Genomic DNA, 21,220 nt, shown 5'->3' on the forward strand with positions numbered 1-21,220 from the left:
AATCATTTATAATGTAATCATCAAAAATAACTTAAGATGGAGGGTTCAAAATGTCTTATAACCTAAATGTTGATAGGGATAAAAGCAAATTAAATGCTATTGAAATTATGAAACTTGAAAAGGATGGTCTCGATGTAATTGAAACCATATTAGATAAATATTCTAATCAAGGATATGATTCCATAACTAAAGATGATATGGATCGATTTAAATGGGCTGGTGTTTATCAGCAACGTCCTAAAGATGGTCACTTCATGCTTCGAGTACGAAATACCGGAATTTTAACCTTAGAGCAAGTAAAAACATTAGCTAAAATCTCAAAAGATTATGGACGAGGCCTAATAAACATAACCACAAGAGGTGCAATACAATTTCATTGGATTTGCGTTGAAAACTTACCTGATATTTTTAACAGATTAAAAGTAGTGGGCCTAAGTTCTACCGAAGCTTGTGGGGACTGTACAAGGACTATTGTAGGAAATCCACTTGCTGGAATTGATAAAGATGAACTTATGGATACAACTGAACTTATTAATAACTTAAATGAATTTTTTCTATTTAATCGTGATTTTTCAAATTTTCCACGCAAATTTAAAATATCAATATCCTCAAATATATTCAATGCAGCTCATGCAGAGATAAATGATCTAGCATTTACCCCAGCCGTTAAAAATATAAATGGAGAAGAGAAAATCGGCTTTCATTTATGGGTAGGTGGTGGGCTCTCAACAACTCCACATTTAGCTAAGAGGCTAAACATTTTTGCGTTACCTGAGGATGTGCTTAAAGTTGCTATAGGCGTTGCTACGATCTTTAGAGATTATGGGTATAGAGAAAAGCGTAACCATGCTAGATTAAAATTCCTAATTGAAGACTGGGGCGAAGATAAATTCCAGGAAAAACTACTAGAAATAATTGGTGCCATGGAAGGCTTAGGTGAAGATAAGCTCGCAAACTGGAACGCAGCATATTTTTATGGGGTTCATAAGCAAAAGCAATTAGATAAAAACTACATCGGCATTAATGTTCCTTTTGGAGAACTCAATGCAGATCATTTTTTTGAACTTGCAAGAATTTCAGAAAAATATGGAGACAGTAACCTTCGCACAACCTTGTCTCAAAACCTTATCATTTCAGGGGTTACAAATGAACTTGTTCCATCTATATTAAATGAACCAATACTTAAAAACTTTTCACCAGTACCAAGCCCATTTATCGGGCATTCAGTTGCATGTACAGGTAAAGAATTCTGCAACTTTGCAATTGTTGAAACAAAAAAGATAGCTAGAGATGTTTGTTGTTATTTAGATAAAAAAATAGAATTAGATACACCAATACGAATTCACTTTACAGGTTGTCCAAACGCATGTGGACAAAAACAGATAGGAGATATTAATTTACAAGGTGCACTTATTAAAACTTCAGCAGGCCTTGTTGAAGCCTTCGATATTTTTCTTGGTGGAACTTTAGGACCAAATGCTAAGTTTAGTGAGAATCTTAAGTGTAGAGTGAAGTCATCAGATGTAGCTGAAACACTTAGATCATTAATATTATTTTTCAAGAACAACAGAAATATTGAAGAAACTTTTAACCAGTTCGTAAATCGGGTTGGAGTAGAAACGTTCAAAGAAAATATGTAAGTAAAGAAAATTAAAACTTCCATCATGGATTTACTCATGATGGATAATCCTATGTTTCATAAACTTTTGGCTGTCAAGTAATTTAAATATCTCATCAACACATTTTTTATATCCCCCAGCTTCTCTTAGCGATTCTCCAATTTTCTCACTGTTTAGCTTAAAATTTTTATCTGAAAGTACCTTGATTACTGATTCTTTCAACAACTCCGAAGTAACTTTATCTTTTTCAATAATAATACCTGCACCCAAGTTTGCTACCCTACTGGCAACAAGTGGTTGATCAACAGATTGTGGAATAAGAATTAATGGGATATTATAATAAAGACATTCATTTGTACTATTCATACCTCCATGAGTAATAAAAACATCACTATATTTTAAAACTTCAAGTTGAGGAATATAATTACGAACGATAAAATTTTTAGGTATATATTTAAATACGTGAATATCTAATTTGCTACCTATAGACATAACAACCTGCACATCCATATCTTCAAAAGCTGTAAAACAGTTTCTATAAAATTCAACACAATTATTAAATATACTACCCCAAGCTATATAAATAACTTTTTTATTTTGAAGTTTTTCAAAAGGAAAACTTATATTTTCCTTTCTATCTATTATTGATGGGCCAATAAACTTATAGCTTTCATCAAATTCTTCAACATTAGGTTGAAAATATCTAGATGTATAAACAATGTTAATCATTCCTTTAACCTTAAACATATTTGAAATATTCGGAAACTTTATTGGATAATCTTCTTCTATTTCCTTTATAATATTCATATAATTTGAATTACGCATAAACAACTCCAGCTCGTGTGAAGATATTTTATTTATTTTAATATTACTGTTCGTTGCAAATGTAGTAATAGAACAAACTGTTGGTATATTAAACACTTTTCCTATTTTTTCCCCTAACATAAATGCTGAATCATAAATAATACAATTAAACTTTTCCTTTTCATTAAATACAGCCCTAGCTATTTCTTTAAAACTTTCCATTCTCAAATCCAATAAGAACTGAATATTTTCCGATCTATGATTTATATTGGCTAAACTATTGATGTTTAAAGAAGTTTTATAGCCTCTAAATTTAGCTCCTGTTTTTTCTATCTTCTCTCTAAATTCCTCTCCTGCCAAATAAGTAACTTGCTCCCCTCTTTTTATTAATTCTTTAACTAGTCCTAAGGTGGGATTAACGTGACCATCACCTAACATATTTATAAATAATATTTCTGACATTTTTATCCTTCCTTTACACTGTACTATTAATGTGTCATTTGTTCCTTATAGTTGTTTATCTGTAGTTGATACCGATGTATGCTTTTTATCTTTCATTAGCAAAGTTAATATTAAAGCTATTAATACAAATACCATACATAATGATAATGCAAAATCTATGGCATCTGTATATGCCTGTTTTTGAAGCAAGCCTACCTTTAAAAAATCCGTAGTGGATTGCTTCAAAGGTGTTACTTGTTCTGCAAGCCTATGATAATTTAATTTCGTCTTATTTGTAATAGTAGTTGTCATTAGGTTTATGCCAATAGCGATTGCTATTTGCTTAACAGTATTTTGAATAGCTGATCCTTGTGGTACTAAATTTTGTGGTACAGCATTCATGCCTGCATGCGTTATGGGCATCATGGTAAGTCCAAATCCAAGTCCGCGGAGTATTAAAAGCCAAGTAATCATCTCCACAGATGTATTTAAGTTGATTTGTGATAATTTGTATGATGACAAAGCCAATATAATCAAACCCGGAAACATTATAATTTTTGCACTTATCTTATCAGCAAGTTTTCCACTTATAAGCATCATGATTCCAGTCATAATTGCAGATGGTAAAAGAATCATCCCAGTTTGTAAGGCTGTATATCCCTTAATATTTTGTAAAAATAAAGGTACTACATATACTCCCCCCATATATGCCGCAGCTAAAAAGCATAGAGAAAGTAAAGAAAGAGAAAAATCAAATCTCTTTAATAATCTGAGCTCTAGCAAAGGCTCTGAAATAGTTAGTTCATTTATAACAAACAATATCAAGCTAAAAACTCCTAATGTTATGAAAAGAATATTCTTTATATCTCTCCAATCTATAGTTCCTTTGCCTAAAATATATAAAATGCTTACAATCCCAACTGTTGAGGATATAAAACCAATATAATCAAGTTTTTTTGCAGGTTTATGAGGAACTTCTTTTAATAAAATTGCTGACAAAATCACTGCTATAACCCCTATTGGAACATTAACGATAAAAATTAATCTCCAATCTAGCCTTTCAATAATGTACCCACCAAAGGTAGGTCCTATGGCAGGAGCTGCCATAGTTGCTATTCCCCAAACTCCTAAGGCCATTCCACGATTTTTGGAAGGGAACATTTGTAATATAATAGATATACTTACAGGGATAATCATTCCGCCGCCAATCGCTTGTATTATCCGGAATAGTATCATAGTTGTATTACTCCATGCAAAACCACAAAGTAAAGATCCTAATGTAAATATAGCTAATGAATAAATGTATAATTTTTTACTTCCTAATTTTCCCTCTAGAAACCCAGTAAGAGGAATAATGGCCCCTAAAGTAAGCGTATAGGCAGTTAAAACCCACTTTATATCATCTAATGATACGTTAAATACTGCCATCATTTTAGCTATGGCAATATTTACTATACTGGTATCAAGTGCAGCCATGAATGTACCTATAACTATTGCCCCAAGAGCGAACCATTTATATGACACTGATTGATTATTCTCATGCAATTAAATTTCACCCCTTTTCATCTGATATGAATTTATTTTTTTCTATCACAATATTGTCCCCTTTCAAAATATCTCTACTTGCATTATAATTAAATCTAGAATATAAATCAGTTACCATAGTTACTAATTTGAAAGGGAGTTAATTATTATATGTTAAACTATATACCCTTACTAAAAAAAGTTGATTTATTTAAAGGCCTTACTTTTACAGATTTAGATTACCTATTCACCAAAGATTTATATGAAATTAAAAACTATAAGAAGAACTTTATGATATATCTTCAAAATGAAAAATGTACAACCTTTGATATAATTTTAAAAGGAACTATAGTAGTTCAAGGTATTGATTCAAAAGGCAATGTATTAACTATTAGTGATTTTACCATTGGTGATGTTATAGGTGGAAATTTGCTCTTTTCTCACAAGAATTTTTATCCTATGACAATTATTGCAAAAACTGATGCTATTATTCTTCATATAAAGAAAGATTTAACTTTGAAACTTTGCCAAGTTGATATAAATTTTTTGAATAATTTTCTTCAGTCAATATCAGACAAAACTTTAATATTAACAGATAAAATTAAAGCATTATCCATGAAAACTATAAGACAGTGCATAATTGATTTTTTAATATATGAAAGTTACTCTCAAAGCAGTAAAACAGTGAAATTAGAGTTTACTAAAAAGGAACTTGCTGAAAAGTTTGGAATACAAAGACCTTCTCTTTCTCGTGAATTAAATAAAATGAGAAGGGATGGTTTAATAGAATATAATGCTCATTCTATAACAATAATCGATATGGAATCATTAACCTATTCTGATTAATAGATTATTAGAAATACTATGAAAGCATTGGGAACAAATAAAGCAGCATTGTTAAATAACAATGCTGCTTTTAATTTGTTCACTTTCCTGGCTCATTCAGTCTATACTCTATGCCTTTGCATAGACTACTGCACTCCATTTGTCGCTGTATACTCTTGTATTTCCAACAGTTCTGTATGACCTTACTTTATAGTAATAAGTTCTTCCAGCTGTTAAACGTGAATTTGTACAATACAAGGATTCCGTTCTCCATAGCAAGTTATAGGTTCCATTAATTGAAGTAGATTTAAATACTTCATAACCATTTGCTCCGGATGCAGTGCTCCAAGTAAGTTTAATACTTTTAGAACTAGCTCGTATAGCCTTAACCTTTGTAGGTGAAGATGGCACTGGTTTTGAACTTGCTATTGATGATAGATAACTATAAACTTTAACAGTTCCAACCATCCTGTATGCACGAACTTTATAGTAGTAAGTCTTATTTGTTGTAAGTCCTGTAGTTACTACCTTTTAAATTTTGCTAAATAAACTCCGCACAAAATCCAGTACTATCATATATATTTAGTGAAAACAAAAAAGGAGTGATTAGCATGGCAGTTATATCAACAAAAGTATCAAGTGCATTAAAACTTACAATGAAGGTAGGAGTAGACACTAGTGGCAATGACAAATACGCAACAAAAGTACTAGGTAATTTAAAAGTTTCTGCATTGGATGAGGATATATTTGCAATAGGGCAAGCTATCTCAGACATGAAAACTTATCCATTATTCGGTCTAGACAGACAAGATCAGTTCAGCTTAGTTAATGCTTAATCACTGCTTAGTTTATTAGTTTGGATCAAAGACTAGAATTAATCAATTAAAAGGGGGACGAATAATATGCATAATTTAGTTATGAGATTTTTAACAAATACAGAGGGTAAGTATTTTACTTTAACTGTAGATGACATCAAATCCGATGAAAATGGAGATGCTATTGTAACAGAAGAAGAGGTAGTTGCTCTTATGGATTTAGTAATCGCAAAGAATATATTTATATCTACAAATGGTGCTATAATTGGCAAGAAAGATGCTAAAGTAGTTACTACTGATACTAATATAGTTGCTGTAGCTTAGAAAAAAAGTGCCTCGTAAGGGGCACTTTTTTTCGTATAGAACAATGATTTTAGCATAATTTTCTATTTGCCTTTTCTAGTATCTTTTTTAAGTCTTTCAATAAGATAAATGAGTATTTTTTGAAAAACGGTCTGTTTTCTTCATCTTTAATACACATTCTTTTACCATTCTTCAGCTCAATTATAGCGGTATAACCAACATACTCATCTTCAAAGAAGTCATCCCATATTTGCTGTTTAAACTCAACAATTGTACCAATGAAGTCTTCGTCTAATGTAAAATCACTTTTCTCATATTCTTTCTTTTTATATACATAAACCTTATCATCTATTTTATAATTAAACAATTTTGTATTCTGCCTTGTATTAACTTCCATCAAATTACACTTCCTCATAAATATAGTATATTTATAATACCATACCTTTTTTTGTTTTTCAATAATTAATCTATAAAAATTGGCATCTTATAATTTGTTATTTGATTTCAGATTCGTTATTATTGAATAATTTAGGATAAGCCATCAATTTGTAAGAAAGCATAAGATTAAAAACAGTTTCACTACAGGAGAGATCAATATTTACTAAATTAAAAATCTTTTTAATCCTATAGCTCATTGTATTTCTGTGAATAAATAGTTCGCTTGCGGTTTTTAGTAAGTGTTGGTTATTTTTTAAATATATATAAAGTGTATTGAATAAATCCGAATTGTTTTCACGGTCATATTGCCTTAATTTAATTAGTGCTGGATGATAAAACTCCAAGTAATCAATTTTTTTACATGTTAAAGAAACCAAATCGTAAAATTGAATATCAGAATAAAAAGTATATGGATTTTCAGGATCAATTATTTTTCCAATTTCTAATGCTCTTATAGATTGTTGATAATATTTTTTAAAATATAAGATATCCGAAAAATCCTTGCTTAATCCAGCCTTAAGTCCATTATTCTTTAAAAAATTTTTGAAGTCCTCAAAAACCTTTGATTTCACATTAAATTTATCATAATCACAAATAATGATAATATTATCCTTATAGTACACAGTATTGCTGGTAGAAAAATATAAGCTCAAATTATCAGTTAAATAGCTGGTATATTTTTTTGCGGATTTATATTTTGAAATATCTATGGCAAGTGTAGCAAATCTTTTGCTTAATATTATATCAGAGCTCTTTATATATTCATTTAACACTTTACTGCTAATAATCTTGGACTCAAGAACATCATAAATCAATTCTGAAAAAGCCAAATTATCAGTATTTCTATGAAAATTATTCTTTTTCATTTCCTCACCAATAATTGTGCTTGTAAGTGATAATAGCTCCTTGTCTTCTAAAGTATAAGCTTTTCTACTTACTAGCAATATTATGCTACCAATATGTTTTCCATCAGTAACAACTCTTGAAACAAGCTTTAATGTGGGGTTGTCAGTACACTTTACTTCAAAGACATTATCTTCTTTAATTGATTTTTGCACACTTTTTAATTTTTTTACTCCTGCTATAAAATCATAGGTGCAGTGATTATTTTTTAAGTTTTCTAACCATAATGGGTCTGTAATGTATTTAATATCTGAATGGGCAAGTATTTTATAGTTAGAGTCGATAAAAATCAATGGATTATTTAGTATAGAAGCTGCAACTTGAATTATTCCATCAATCCCTTTTCCGGATAAACCCGATTTTAATAATAAAGAAGTATTTTGCTTTTCTATAGTATCCTCTATAAATAAATCACTTGTCATATTAAATATCTCAAAGATATCTTCTGTACTTTTTAATTCAATTATATTAAGTCCATTAGAAGTAAAATCTTTACAGTACATTCCATTATCATTTGTTAACACAAAGGTATTTTCTTTAAAGTTATTTATCAATTCTTGAAAAGTGGAAGTCTTTCCAACATAAATTGTGTCTTTAACAAAAGTATGCTGATTACTAGCAAGTAATTTTGCATCATTGAATAAAGTGTTAATTTCACCACCTATATGGATATTAATTGAGTCTTCTGAAAATTGCTTGCAAATGCTGTTAAAACTAACACTCATGGTATTCACCTCAATACTATTATAGTGCATCATGCACAATAATCACATTGATTTTCATGTGTTACTAACATATTAAATTAAGGTTTTGATATGTTATATTGATGTTAGTTATTTATGGGAATGTTGCAGCAGAAATAATAAATAACTACAAAATATAAAATACATGGAGGTACTGTTAATGAATAGTTTTATAAAAAATCCAAGTGATATAAAAAAATATAGTAGTCAACCTACAACTTTTTACGATGCGCAGATGCTTACGACTTATTGGGAAACAAAACCTGAGATTATCGCACGTATACTTCCACCACCTTTAAAGCCTGCTAAAAGACCTTTGGTAAGTGCATTTGTAGCTAATTATCCTAGAACCAATTTTTGCCCTGCATACAAGGAAGCAGCTTTATTTATATTAGCAGATTTTAATGGCAAACTCGGAACCTATTGTCTTTCAATGCCTATAAGTGATGGCATGGCTATGGGACTTGGCAGAGAAATCTATGGTTTTCCAAAGAAGATGGCAGAAATTGAACTTTCGAGGGATGGGGACAGTGTTTACGGAAGTGTATCTCGACATGGAATAAACTTTTTTAATATAAATGCAAAGCTTAATGGAAAATTTAATGCTGAAGACGGGCAGAAAATACTTACTGATAATTATGGGAAAGGATTACCTATATTCAACTTCAAGTATTCTAAGTCACCAGATGGTAATGGCTTCGACTTAAACCCACGACTTATAGAACAAGGTGCTACCATGGATAACAAAGTGCTTGAAAATGGAGAATTTGAGATGAATCTGAAGGACTCACCACATGACCCCTGGGCAGAATTAGAAGTTGTAAAAATGTTAGGTTGTACTTACACTGTAGGAACTTCAGTACTTTTAAGAGGCAGCGTTCTGGCAGAAGTAGATCCAATGGCATTTATACCTTATTCCAATTCAAAATGGGATTGGTGGGAGGAGACTCTATAAAACAGTATAAAAAGGAGAATTTATTATGAAAGATTTTAAAGACAAGGTAGCCGTTATTACAGGGGCTGCAAATGGAATAGGCTTTGCAGTAGCTCAGGAATGTGCAAGAAGAGGGATTAAGATAGTTATAGCAGATATTGATGGACCAGACTTAAAAAGAGCAGAAAGACAACTTAAAGAAGAAGGCGCTGAGGTACTAGCTGTTGAAATGGATGTAATGAAATATGAAGACATGGAGATGCTTGCTAAGGAGGCTCTTGAAAAATTTCAACATGTAGATCTATTGTTTAACAATGCAGGAGTTGTAGTTGCAGGGCCAGCTTGGTTATTATCAATGAACGACTGGGAATGGATTATGAAAGCTAATGTATGGGGTGTTATCCATGGTCAAAAAGTTTTCATTCCAATAATGTTAAAACAGGATACTGAATGCCATATTGTTAATACTTCTTCTGTAGCTGGACTTTTGAGTTTAAATGGAATGTCCGCATACCATACTTCAAAATTTGCATCAGTTGGTCTTTCTGAGTCTACTTATTTAGATCTTCAGTGCGAAACGGACAAAATAAAAATGTCAGTGTTCTGCCCTGGATTTATTCAAACAGACCTTGATAACTGTGAGAAACACAGACCAAAGAAATACGCAAATGATATGAGCCAGCCTTATTATCAAAGTGACTTGTATAAAAAAGAAGAACAACAAAAACATAAGGTTATCAAAGGTGGGATGCCAATTGACACAATTGGATTAACTATATTCGAGGCAATTGAGGAAGAAAAATTTTATATCCTAACACATTCAGAATTAAATCCACTTATAGGTCTAAGAGTAAAGAATGTGTTTGAAGGTGGAAGTCCATCAATGACTGTAATAAAAGGCATTAAATAATTTTAAAAGATTAAAAAACTACTTAAATGCATCGCTATGCATCTAAGTAGTTTTCTTCCTGGCTTTCGCCAAGTTTTATAGTTCTATTTTCAACTTATTTAATCAAATTTTAATGTAATTCATTCCATTTATTATTTTCATCAATGTTATTTATTTCATAACTTTTGACACACGAACTAAATCATAAACATCTATTATTCCATCATTATTGATGTCTAGAATATCTTTATACTTCGACTCCCCTGTACGTGAATTATAAGCTGACCCAACTAATGCTAAATCATTAGTGTCTGTTATTCCATTCTTATCAACATCAGTAATGCTAAATACAATAGAAGGACTTGCTATAAACATGGCGCCATAGGCATCTACAATTGCCCCTGTAGCTATTTTTTCACCTAATTCTGGTAACTTATTATTACTTTTCATAATGCTATTTTTTACATTGATTGGTGTTAAATTCATATTTGTACTCATTACAAGCGCCGCTGCTCCAGTAACATGAGGAGTTGCCATAGACGTCCCACTTCTATACCCATATCCACCTGGCACTGTACTATAAATATTACTTCCTGGTGCTGCAATGTCCACTGAACTAGTCCCATAATTAGAAAAAGTTGATAATGTACCATCTGATTTCACTGATGCTACTGAAATTATGTTAGGTAAATCAAAACTTGCTGGATAATTTTTAATAGCATTGTCATTGTTTATTCCATATCCATTAGCATCACCATTCCCTGCTGCACATACGAATAAAGCATTTGAGTTTTTAATTGCATCATATTCTGCTCGTGAGAAGTCTTCACCTCCGAAGGAACAATTAAATAGTTTTACTCCATGACTAGTGCCATATTGCAACGCACTAATTACATCACTTGTATATAAATCGCCTTGATCATTAGCTGCTTTTAACGGCATAATTTTAACAGTTGGTGCAACACCTACTGTTCCAATACCGTTAGATGATGCTGCAATTATTCCACTAACATGAGTTCCATGACTATGATTGTCTATTGAATTATTAGTACCATCTGCAAAATCCCATCCATTGTAGTCATCTATATATCCATCCTTATCATCATCTATTCCATTACCAACTATCTCTTTAGTATTAGTCCAAACATTACTTTTCAAATCTTTATGATTATAATCTATGCCAGTGTCAATTATGCAAACAACTATTTTTGGATTACCAGTTGTAGTCTTCCAAGCATTTTCTACATTAATGTCTATCCCCTTTGTTGTAGTGTTATTTAGTCCCCACATTTTACTAAAATCTGGTTCCATCGAAGGTGAACTCGATAACTTGCTGATATAATTAGGTTCTGCATATTCAACATTCGAATTGTTATTTAGATTTAACAGCACCTCATCCACTGAATATTTTTTATTATCAAATTTAACTACCTCTAGTTGCTTCTTTAATTGTTTTTTAACTTTCATGCTATACTTTTTCTTTACAGAATCAACAGACTCCACAGACTCCACAGAAGAATTGCTAGTGCTTGATTTGATTTTTACTAAAATTTCGCCTTCCTTAAAGTTTTTCTTCGCCTTATTTTTTTTATAATTGCTCATTATCTTTGCTTTTGTACCAGATTTATCATTTTTAATATTATTACTCATAGTATTATTAGTTACGGCTTGTACCCTATATCCATATATACTGAGCATAAATATAATTGTTAGTAACCTGCTTATAGTCTCTTTTTTCATAAGTACCTCCAAAATATTAATTATAAACTACTAAACTAAATTATTTACGTAGAAAAATTGTAAGTCTTACTAGGATTATAAATCTAAATCTAGGGATTATGTCTTCATACTCTATAATTATCGTCCAATAATATGACTTCTGAATACAGAAATCATCTTTTATAGGCATATTATTTTATTATTTCATCCTCCAAATAGACATCAATTTAATTTCATAATTTGTTAAGATGCCCCTACAATTTTATTGTTTAATACTGATATCAAATATTGAACATTCTATAAATTATTCCATTATTAAAGCCAAGTTTTGCTAAAATTATTGATATTTCGTTATACTTATGTATACTTATACACATAAGTCTTATTGTACTGCTCTAAATTAGAGTTACATAATTCAAAACATATTGGAGGATTAAAATGAAAAACATATTTAAAACTATAGCTTTTGCAACACTATTTTACATATTAATTAGTGGCTCTCCGCAAACTTTCGCTGAAGATTTATCTACGGCTTCTCTGGACAGCACTTCTTATGGCCTCGGGATAGCAAGAAGGGATTCTATAAATTTAAGATCAACTCCAGACATGAAGGATGATACTAATAAATTATCTGTTTTAAACAAATCAGATCATTTTCTTATAGTTGATGACTTAGGAGAATGGTATAAGATTAAGTATAATGATAATGGTACTCTAAAAGTTGGTTATGTGTATGCATTATTTACTATGCCAATTAAGGATGATTCGTCAGATAGTTATCTGGGGTTTATTTCGTCTGTTTATGAGTCTACTGTATATACTGACAATGTATTAACTAGTATTCGTAACCCAGGAACAGTATCTGACAATGCTTCCGATGCAGGTGGTAAATCATATGGATTATATCAACTCTCATCGAATAGAGGTACCTTAGATGTTTTCTTGAACTATTTGAAAACGCATTCTGACGGAACAGACTTTTATGATAAACTTAATAATGCTAAGGCTGCTGATGGCAACAGTTATAGCACAAACTTTGATAATGAATGGAAGCAAATAGCGACTAATAACAGGAGCGAGTTTTTTGAACTTCAACATAAATTTATAAAAACAAAATATTATGATGTTGCAGCAACAATGTTAAAAGATAAATATAATTATGATATAAGCACTAAAAGTTTAGCATTAAAAGAAGCTCTCTGGTCTACATCTGTGCAATATGGAATTAAAGGAAATGGAATTACCAAAGGTGCAGTTGATATATTCTTTGAGGCTGGTCTTAATAAAGACGAAAAAGAACTGCTTACAAGAATATACGATGTAAAGATTGAACATGCTAAAAATAAAAATAGTGATGTTCTTATAAATCGTTCTTTATCTGAAAAAGATGATCTGCTATCTATGTATAATAGTTATAATGAAATCGCTAATTAAAGCGATTTCTTTTTTTTATGCTAAATTTGTATAATTTACTTCATTAATATCAATAATCAACGATAACTCTAATAAAGACTAAATTAGGGGGAGATATTCTTTGAAACTTAAAAGAATAAATTATTTTCTGATATCATTTTTACTACTAACATGTATGTTTATCTCAAGTAGCACAAAAACAAACGCAGAGGCTTTAAGTAGCATTTCCTATTCGGTAAATAATACTAACATAAAGATCGGACAAACTTTTAACATTTATGTGAATGCTCAAAACATAAGTGACCTTTATGGAGCATCTGTAGATTTTAAATATGATCTTTCACTGCTTAAAATATTGGACATTACGAGTGGCGACGTGTTTTCTAGATCGGGTAAAGCTTACAATACTGTAATAAAGTCAACATTACCAGACACTACTGGAACTGCAAGTATAGCACTTTCACTTCAGGGTGATATAGCCGGTTTTACAGGGAATGGCGTACTCTTTGTCATAAAAGCTACTGCCCTTAAAACTGGAACAGTTAACTTACAAACTACGAATGACTCATCTAAGCTTACAACTAGTGGCCTAAATATGTGTGTCAAATTAGTAAATAGTACTACTAATGCTAAAATCACCGGTGTTGCATATACAAACTCTAGCTTTGCTATTAATAAAGTTACTAAGATTAACTCTGAAATAGTTAGCTATAATTTTCCGGCTACAATGTTACCGGGTCAAACCTATCACGTTAGAATTGTAGTTAAAAACATTGGATCTGAAACCTGGACAGCCGCAAAAAATTATAAACTCGCTCCTGTTGGTTATAGTGACCCATTCACTAAATATAAACTAGTTTTATCGCCTACCGATAACATTAAACCGGGCCAAACCAAAACCTTTACTTATACAATGAAGGCACCTTTAACTCAAGGAACATATACTACTGATTGGCAAATGTATCAAGAAGGTATCGTTTGGTTTGGAAAAATTCTATCTAGACATGTTGTTGTAGCAAATCCACCTAGAGCTTCTTTAATTGTTAGCAACAATATACCTACCACAATGGTCCATAGTAGAAAGTATAATGTTCAAATTGTAGTTAAAAACACTGGTTCTGACACTTGGACAGCTGCAAAACAATATAAACTTGCTCCTGTAGGTTATAGTGATCCATTTAATAAATATAAACTCGTTCTTTCTCCTAACGATAAGATTCTACCTGGTCAAAATAAAACTTTTAGTTTTTCTATGATAGCTCCTTCAACCAAAGGAACATATACTTCTGATTGGCGGATGTATGTAGAAAGAATTGTTTGGTTTGGACCAACCACAGTTAAACGTATTATTGTTAAATAAACAAATAAATAAAAGGTAATGTAGGTAGCATAGGTATTATACCTATGCTATCTTTTACTTTTTGGTATGATACTATTGTTCCAAAGGAAGAGCCATTACCTATATGAAATCCTAAAAAATAAAGGAATTATTGGAAATTAATTAATTCTCACTTAACTTCTATAGTATAATAATATTAGCGTACAAAAAGAGTAAACTAATTATAGAAGGGAGAAATATTAATGTTATATGTCCTTAAAACAATTGCTAATCTAATTTTACCCCCAGGCTGCTTGATTATCGCTTTATTAGTATATATTGTTTTGTACTACAGAATGAGCAAAAGATTACCTAAACTTATTGTCACTATATTTATTGCTTTTTATATATTATCAATACCGCTTACCTCAGACTTATTAATGCATTCATTAGAATACAAATATCAACCACCTGATAAACTAAATGGTGATGTTATTATAGTATTAGGTGGTGGAGCTACCTTAACTTCCCCTGATTATAATGGTAGTGGTAATCTTTCCGGTTCTGCAAGCAATCGATTGTTAACTGCTGCACGTATACATACAAAAACTGGGCTCCCAATAATTTTCTCAGGTGGTAAGGTTTTTAATTCTTCTGGAAATGAAGCTGAAATTGCCAAACGTCAGCTATTAGATCTATTAATAAGTGATAATTCTGTAATTATTGAAAATAAAAGTCTTAACACTGCTGAAAATGCTAAATTCACTGAAGTTCTTTTAACAAAATATCAATATACCAAACCTATATTGATAACCTCAGCTTTCCATATGCCGCGAGCAGTAATTAATTTTAACAAATCTGAGATAAAGAATTTTCAAATTTATCCTGCTGATTATACTACAAATAAAACGCTATCTGTAACCTTTAATTCTTTTGTACCATCAAGTTCGAGTTTTAATTATTCATCTATAGCTCTTCATGAGTATTTAGGGATAATTCAATTATTAGTAAAGAAGTAGATAAATACTACTTTTATTCATTCTTTAAAAGATAAAAAGCAACATAAACTATTAAAGTTTTTGTTGCTTTTTATTACACATTTACCATAATATTTTATATATTAGAATTTATTGTTTTATATTTAAATTTCTTAGGATAGTATCATAGAAAAATATATTAATTAGTTATATTATTTCTATACATAGAAAAGTTGTAATTTACAGCTGCAAGCGCAATATCTCTTATATCAACAACCCCGTCCATATTAACATCGGAAGATTCAGTGGAAATTCTGTTAGCATCATTGACAACAGTTCCTTGTGAATTAATATTTTTAGATTGTTTTACAAAGTCATATATATCCACTACTCTGTCTTTATTTGCATCTCCAATTGGTCTTATCCAATTTCCAACCACATAGCCACTTTTTCCATAACCTTCAACGTAATATCTTACATAGGAAGCTTTTGTCACAGGATAAGCTTTTATAGTCACAACATCATTTTTATTAAAACTACCAGTTGTATTATTATTGATATCTCTTATAGTTAGGTTAGTTGTTGTTATATATTTATAACTTTTATCTTTTATTCTAAAATCTCCTGCATGTTTACCACTTATTTCTTCTATATCGGTCCTTGGGTAAACTCCTGCTACAAATAGACTTGGTTTGTATACATATAAATCTAGCATAGGCGTATTAAAAACATTATTGACATGTCCTATAACAATTGTTTGATAAGCCTTAGCGTGGTTAGTTGCTGGATTATTTATTGAGGCATAACCATTATATGCCCATATTGCATAATACCAATGCTCTAAATAAACTGGCGACGCATCCCCAACCTTTGGAGTCTTCCAGGTTGGAGAAGAATTCTGAAGTGCCCATTTGACAAGAAGGATTTCAGCACCTTGCCTTATATTAAACTCTATATCATATTTAAGTCGATTAATATAGGCTGTATCATTAGGGTCATAATCTGAAACCTGCATTATACCTATTCCTATGTGGTCATATCCTATTAATGGCTGACCATTCGAAAACTGCCTCCAATTTGTAATATAATTATTATCCTTATCTGCTCCTTTGGTTTCCTGCCAAGCGATTGCCTTAAATATTTCAGCGGGTATTCCCTTTTCATAAGCTACATCTTCTAATATTTTTTCTATCTCAGCATGAGTAGGGTTTTTATAATACACAGAAGAATTTATATTAGAATTGCTAGAAGCATAACTAAGTTTTTCTGTCTTTATAAGAACAAGTTTATTATCTTGAAGAGTAAAATAATTCTTAACTGTAAATGTTGGAACAGCATTAGAATTACCGTTAGAATAAACAGGCACATCCTCTACAATATCTGTACTGTTTTGCACCTTTATAACTCCTTTGTAAATGTCTTCCTTATGAACAATTTCTTTTAATTGACTTCCATCCATTTTATAAATTGAATATGATAATGTACCCGAAGTATCCTTTGTCTTACTTTGAATTAATATCTTTGTATCCCCAATTTTTTTATCCTTAATAAAAGCTATATGTCTGTAAACATTCTTGTCTTCATCTTTTGTAAAAATCACCTTTCCATTATCTAAAGAAATACTGATAACACCTTGATTAAATTTTACTATTTCTGCTTTGCCATCGTTATTTAAATCAATTTTTGTATCCACAGTTTCTGCAAAAACAAGCTTATGGCAGTTAAAAAAATTTGCGTAGATTAAACTTGCGCAAAATATTATGGATATCACTCTAAATGCGAACTTAAATAAATTATTGATTCTTTTTACTTGATCCATTCTATCACCCCTCTATGTTTCAATTTATTATTAAAAAATTGTTACATATTATATATATGTACACTCTCTATAATCGTTCAAAAGTATGACTTCTGAATACATAGATTAATTTTTATATGTATAATAATTAAAAAGAAATCGCTAATATAAGCGATTTCTTTTTAAGAAAAACATATTTTAATATTTTTAGTTATACTTTTGTGAAATCTTATTTCTTTATCATCAATAAGTTATTAATGTTTCTTTCTGTAAAAGTATGTTCCACCTGCAGCTATTAAGACCAATGCAATCGTAGCACCAATTAGTACACCCTTTCGCCACCCAGATTTCTTTTCAGTTTCAGTTGTACTCTCATAATTTCCAGAAAAAGCAGGTTTAGTTTTACTAGTAATACCGGCATCATTAATAACTGATTTTTTCTTTTGTATATTAATTTCCAAATTGCTTTTATTTATACCATTTTCCTTGATAACTGGAGAATTAGTATTGCTATTAGTTTTTGTAGTACTATTTGTATTTGGATTTACCACATTACTTCCCTGCTTACTTACACTGTCATTATTAACTAAAGGGTCAGTACTAGTATTGGTACTATCACTTGCATTACTATTTGTGTCCGTATTTACCACATTACTTCCCTGCTTAGTTTTAGTTTCATTCCCCTTGTTTACCGTGGAATTAACACTAGCTTTTGTGTTGCTATTATTATTCGAAGAATTCGCCTCCGTACTTTCTTGCTTTATTACTTCAGCTTTTCCATTGCTGCTAACTTTAAATTCATATCCTTTAAATTCATAATTAACTAATTTAATATCTTTATCACAAAGCTGTATTTTCAGATTATCAACGTCATTTGGACTAGTTGAAAGTGGTACACTTTTTATGTGAAAGCTATCTTTCTTCAGTACTTTTGCATTTATTTTAAGAAAAGTTCCTGAGCCTGAAAAACCATTAGTTTGGCCAATACATGTAAATCCTCCAAAACTTGCTATCCCATTTGTATTATCTATTTTATTACCCACATCAAAGACATTTGTCCCTTTCTTAGTAATTAAGTCACCTTTCTCAAAACTTATAATTTCCAAAACTTTAGGATCATATTTTATAGAAGCTGCACCCGCATAAAAGCTATCGATATTAGCTACATTTATTAATATCTGTATAGCTTGTCCTGTTTCTATTTTCCCTTTTACATCTGTAATTAGCGTCGTTGATCCTGCTGCAATAGCTGTTCCTCCATACATAAATAATATAAAGCATAAAAAGCAAGACAATAATTTTTTCATAATAACAAATACCTTTCCCCTCTACCATATTTAAATTAGAACACTGCTAATATAATTGCATAATAATCTTTTATATTCTGAAATAGAACAACCTTTCTAAGGTTTTAATTTATTATTAGACATTTTAATACAACGTTATAATATATGTAAACTATACCATAATTATAAACAAAATTCACAATAAACTTTACTTATATAACATTGTACCTGTACCATTAAAAACTACCTCTATGAAGGTGCATAGTTCAAGGATTGAGCACATATTTGATTGGATATTATATTAGTACTTGTGTATAATTAGCTTGTACACTTTATTCCATTATTTTAATATAGCGTTAAATATTTCTAACAAATTGGAGGATATAAGATGAAGCACATATTCAAAGCTACTGCCTTTTCTATACTATTTTACATATTAATTTCTAACTCATCACAAACTTTCGCTAAAGAGGTCTATTTAGATGAAGACCTTAATAAAGACGGCATTGTGAACATACTTGATTTATCTCTTATTGCTAGCAAATATAATACAAATTATACACTCTATGATTTAAACAAAGATTCAATAGTAGATATTTATGATTTGACAAAGGTCTCTAAATCATTTGATAAGACCTCTTATGGTCTAGGAATAGTTACTGGTGAGTACATAAATTTAAGATCAACTCCTAATCAAGACAATACTTCTAATATAGTAACTAAACTATATCAATTTGAACGTTTTAACATTCTTGATGACCTAGGTGAATGGTATAAGGTTAGGTATAATGATAATGGTACATTAAGAATTGGTTATGCATATGCATTATATACTGTACCACTTAGAGACAATTGTTTTAACAGTTATCTAGGGTTTATTTCATCAAAAAATGAGTCTACTATATCTGATGCAAATAATAATCCAATAAGCGTAAGAGACCCTGGTACTATATCAAACAATGCTGGTGATGTAGGTGGTAAATCTTATGGTCAATATCAGCTTTCATCGAGTGTAGGTGCATTAGATAATTTTATAACCTGGCTTAAAACAAACTCTGATGGAATAGATTTTTATAATAAACTTAATAATGCTAAAATCGCTGATGGCAATAAATTTAACACCAATTTTGACTTAGCATGGAAAGCTATAGCAACAGATAATTTTAACGAGTTTTTTGAGTTTCAACGTAAATTTGTAAAGATAGAGTATTATGACACTGCAGTATCAATATTAAAAATAAACAATAGTTTTGATATAAGCACTAAAAGTTTTGCTTTAAAAGAAGTTCTTTGGTCTACAGCAGTGCAATATGGAGTCCAAGGTAATGGAACTACTACTTTCGGTGCAGTTGACATTTTCCGTGAAGCAGGGCTTACCTTACAAGAAGATGAGCTAATTACAAAAATATACGATCTAAAAATTGAACATGCTGAAAGTATAACTGATGATACAATTAAAAATATTCTTATCACTCGAGCTACATCTGAATATAATGATGTAATATATATGTATAATTCACTTCATTAATAGCAAAAATCAACGATATACTATATATATTACATATAACATTTTAGGGGGGAAATTACTTGAAATTCAAAAAAACTAGCTATTTTATGATCTCATTTTTATTATTAACCTTTATACTTATCTTGGGTAGCATGAAAGTAAGTGCTACAACTGTACCCAGAATTTATTATTCTGTAGACAATACTTCCATAAAAGTCGGAGATACCTTTAATATTTATGTAAATTGCGAAAACATAAGTGATCTTTATGGGGCATCCGTAGATTTTAAATACGATGCGAGCATGTTACAAATACTAGATATTACTGAAGGAGATGTGTTTAAGAATTCCGGAAAAACATACAATCCTTTAGTAAAATCGACTATGCCAAATACTACTGGAACTGTAAGTATTGGTTTAGCTTTGCAAGGTGATGTAGCCGGCTTTAACGGAACTGGTAAATTATTCGTTATAAAGGCTAAGGCTCTTAAGCTTGGAACCGTTAGTTTAAAGACGACTAGTGATTCATCACAACTCGGAACAAACGGGCTAAATATGTGTGTTAAATTAGCAGATGCTACTACTGGTGGGAAAATTTCTGGAGTTACTTATGAAGATAAGAGTGTGATCATTAATACAGCTATTCTAAGGGATTCACTAATTACTAGCCATACCGTCCCTGCTTCAATGATACCTGGTAAAACATACAACGTTAGTATATCCGTTAAAAACACAGGTTCTGAAACTTGGACCGCGGCAAAAAAATATAAGTTTGCTTTTTTAGGTACAAATGATCCATTCTACAATTATAGACTTGCTTTGTCTTCTACTGATAACATTTTACCGGGACAGAATAAGACTTTCACCTTTGCTATGAAGGCACCTCCAACCGAAGGAACATATATATCTGATTGGCAAATGGCACAAGAAGGTGTAGGTTGGTTTGGTACAAAGTTTATTAAACC

19 protein-coding genes are annotated in these 21,220 nt (G+C 30.7%); 11 read left to right on the forward strand and 8 right to left on the reverse strand.

What is annotated here, in order from left to right; all coding sequences use genetic code 11:
• Nucleotides 1–50 precede the first annotated feature (50 nt).
• On the forward strand, nt 51–1,640 hold the full coding sequence (locus LGK95_RS08575) for a nitrite/sulfite reductase (protein ID WP_226124114.1): 1,590 nt from the start codon (nt 51–53) through the stop codon (nt 1,638–1,640).
• Nucleotides 1,641–1,670: 30 nt separating this feature from the next.
• Here the strand turns inward: LGK95_RS08575 and LGK95_RS08580 are convergent, their stop codons facing one another.
• Complete coding sequence (locus tag LGK95_RS08580; RefSeq protein WP_226124116.1) at nt 1,671–2,885, reverse strand: macrolide family glycosyltransferase; 1,215 nt, start codon at nt 2,883–2,885, stop codon at nt 1,671–1,673.
• Nucleotides 2,886–2,930: 45 nt separating this feature from the next.
• On the reverse strand, nt 2,931–4,409 hold the full coding sequence (locus tag LGK95_RS08585) for a DHA2 family efflux MFS transporter permease subunit (protein ID WP_226124118.1): 1,479 nt from the start codon (nt 4,407–4,409) through the stop codon (nt 2,931–2,933).
• Nucleotides 4,410–4,559: 150 nt separating this feature from the next.
• Here LGK95_RS08585 and LGK95_RS08590 point away from each other — a divergent pair, with 150 nt between their 5' ends.
• Complete coding sequence (locus LGK95_RS08590) at nt 4,560–5,234, forward strand: Crp/Fnr family transcriptional regulator (RefSeq protein WP_226124120.1); 675 nt, start codon at nt 4,560–4,562, stop codon at nt 5,232–5,234.
• Nucleotides 5,235–5,342: 108 nt separating this feature from the next.
• On the opposite strand, the gene LGK95_RS08595 is transcribed toward LGK95_RS08590, so the two are convergent.
• Nucleotides 5,343–5,681 carry a fibronectin type III domain-containing protein gene (locus tag LGK95_RS08595; protein ID WP_226124122.1) on the reverse strand — a complete coding sequence of 113 codons (339 nt, stop codon included), beginning with the start codon at nt 5,679–5,681 and terminating at the stop codon, nt 5,343–5,345.
• A gap of 143 nt (nt 5,682–5,824) precedes the next feature.
• Between LGK95_RS08595 and LGK95_RS08600 the strand changes: the two genes are divergently transcribed.
• Nucleotides 5,825–6,049, forward strand: a complete 225-nt coding sequence (locus tag LGK95_RS08600; protein WP_226124124.1) for a DUF1659 domain-containing protein — start codon at nt 5,825–5,827, stop codon at nt 6,047–6,049.
• A gap of 66 nt (nt 6,050–6,115) precedes the next feature.
• Nucleotides 6,116–6,352, forward strand: coding sequence for a DUF2922 domain-containing protein (locus LGK95_RS08605; protein WP_226124125.1), 237 nt, complete (start codon nt 6,116–6,118; stop codon nt 6,350–6,352).
• Between the two features lie 49 nt (nt 6,353–6,401).
• On the opposite strand, the gene LGK95_RS08610 is transcribed toward LGK95_RS08605, so the two are convergent.
• Together LGK95_RS08610 and LGK95_RS08615 are read right to left on the reverse strand one after the other, a co-directional pair.
• Entirely contained in the window at nt 6,402–6,728 is a 327-nt protein-coding gene (locus tag LGK95_RS08610; RefSeq protein ID WP_226124127.1) for a hypothetical protein, read from the reverse strand.
• Nucleotides 6,729–6,825: 97 nt separating this feature from the next.
• Nucleotides 6,826–8,397: a PucR family transcriptional regulator gene (locus LGK95_RS08615; protein WP_226124129.1), complete on the reverse strand. Its 1,572-nt coding sequence runs from the start codon at nt 8,395–8,397 to the stop codon at nt 6,826–6,828.
• 178 nt (nt 8,398–8,575) lie between these two features.
• Between LGK95_RS08615 and LGK95_RS08620 the strand changes: the two genes are divergently transcribed.
• Together LGK95_RS08620 and LGK95_RS08625 are read left to right on the forward strand one after the other, a co-directional pair.
• Nucleotides 8,576–9,370, forward strand: a complete 795-nt coding sequence (locus tag LGK95_RS08620; protein ID WP_226124131.1) for an acetoacetate decarboxylase family protein — start codon at nt 8,576–8,578, stop codon at nt 9,368–9,370.
• Nucleotides 9,371–9,395: 25 nt separating this feature from the next.
• On the forward strand, nt 9,396–10,259 hold the full coding sequence (locus LGK95_RS08625; protein WP_226124133.1) for an SDR family NAD(P)-dependent oxidoreductase: 864 nt from the start codon (nt 9,396–9,398) through the stop codon (nt 10,257–10,259).
• A 150-nt stretch (nt 10,260–10,409) separates the two neighbouring features.
• Here LGK95_RS08625 and LGK95_RS08630 read toward each other — a convergent pair whose 3' ends face one another.
• A complete protein-coding gene (locus tag LGK95_RS08630; protein WP_319001911.1) occupies nt 10,410–11,978 on the reverse strand; it encodes a S8 family serine peptidase in 1,569 nt (522 codons plus the stop codon).
• 417 nt (nt 11,979–12,395) lie between these two features.
• Here LGK95_RS08630 and LGK95_RS08635 point away from each other — a divergent pair, with 417 nt between their 5' ends.
• The 3 genes from LGK95_RS08635 (at nt 12,396) to LGK95_RS08645 (ending at nt 15,707) form a co-directional block, all read left to right on the forward strand.
• The gene (locus LGK95_RS08635) at nt 12,396–13,391 is read left to right on the forward strand and encodes a VgrG-related protein (protein WP_226124134.1); all 996 of its coding nucleotides are present in this window, start codon (nt 12,396–12,398) and stop codon (nt 13,389–13,391) included.
• Nucleotides 13,392–13,491: 100 nt separating this feature from the next.
• Complete coding sequence (locus tag LGK95_RS08640; protein ID WP_226124136.1) at nt 13,492–14,730, forward strand: NBR1-Ig-like domain-containing protein; 1,239 nt, start codon at nt 13,492–13,494, stop codon at nt 14,728–14,730.
• A gap of 221 nt (nt 14,731–14,951) precedes the next feature.
• Nucleotides 14,952–15,707 (forward strand): YdcF family protein, encoded by a 756-nt coding sequence (locus tag LGK95_RS08645; RefSeq protein WP_226124137.1) that lies wholly within the window; start codon nt 14,952–14,954, stop codon nt 15,705–15,707.
• 157 nt (nt 15,708–15,864) lie between these two features.
• On the opposite strand, the gene LGK95_RS08650 is transcribed toward LGK95_RS08645, so the two are convergent.
• Both LGK95_RS08650 and LGK95_RS08655 read right to left on the reverse strand, forming a co-directional pair.
• Nucleotides 15,865–17,484: a hypothetical protein gene (locus LGK95_RS08650; RefSeq protein ID WP_226124140.1), complete on the reverse strand. Its 1,620-nt coding sequence runs from the start codon at nt 17,482–17,484 to the stop codon at nt 15,865–15,867.
• A gap of 233 nt (nt 17,485–17,717) precedes the next feature.
• Nucleotides 17,718–18,770, reverse strand: coding sequence for a cohesin domain-containing protein (locus LGK95_RS08655; RefSeq protein WP_226124142.1), 1,053 nt, complete (start codon nt 18,768–18,770; stop codon nt 17,718–17,720).
• Between the two features lie 367 nt (nt 18,771–19,137).
• Between LGK95_RS08655 and LGK95_RS08660 the strand changes: the two genes are divergently transcribed.
• The gene (locus LGK95_RS08660) at nt 19,138–20,277 is read left to right on the forward strand and encodes a VgrG-related protein (protein ID WP_226124144.1); all 1,140 of its coding nucleotides are present in this window, start codon (nt 19,138–19,140) and stop codon (nt 20,275–20,277) included.
• Nucleotides 20,278–20,336: 59 nt separating this feature from the next.
• The coding region (locus tag LGK95_RS08665; protein ID WP_264174509.1) for a cohesin domain-containing protein at nt 20,337–21,220 on the forward strand (884 nt) is incomplete at its 3' end.

The sequence above is a fragment of the Clostridium algoriphilum genome, from assembly GCF_020443705.1.
GTDB lineage: Bacteria > Bacillota > Clostridia > Clostridiales > Clostridiaceae > Clostridium_AD > Clostridium_AD algoriphilum.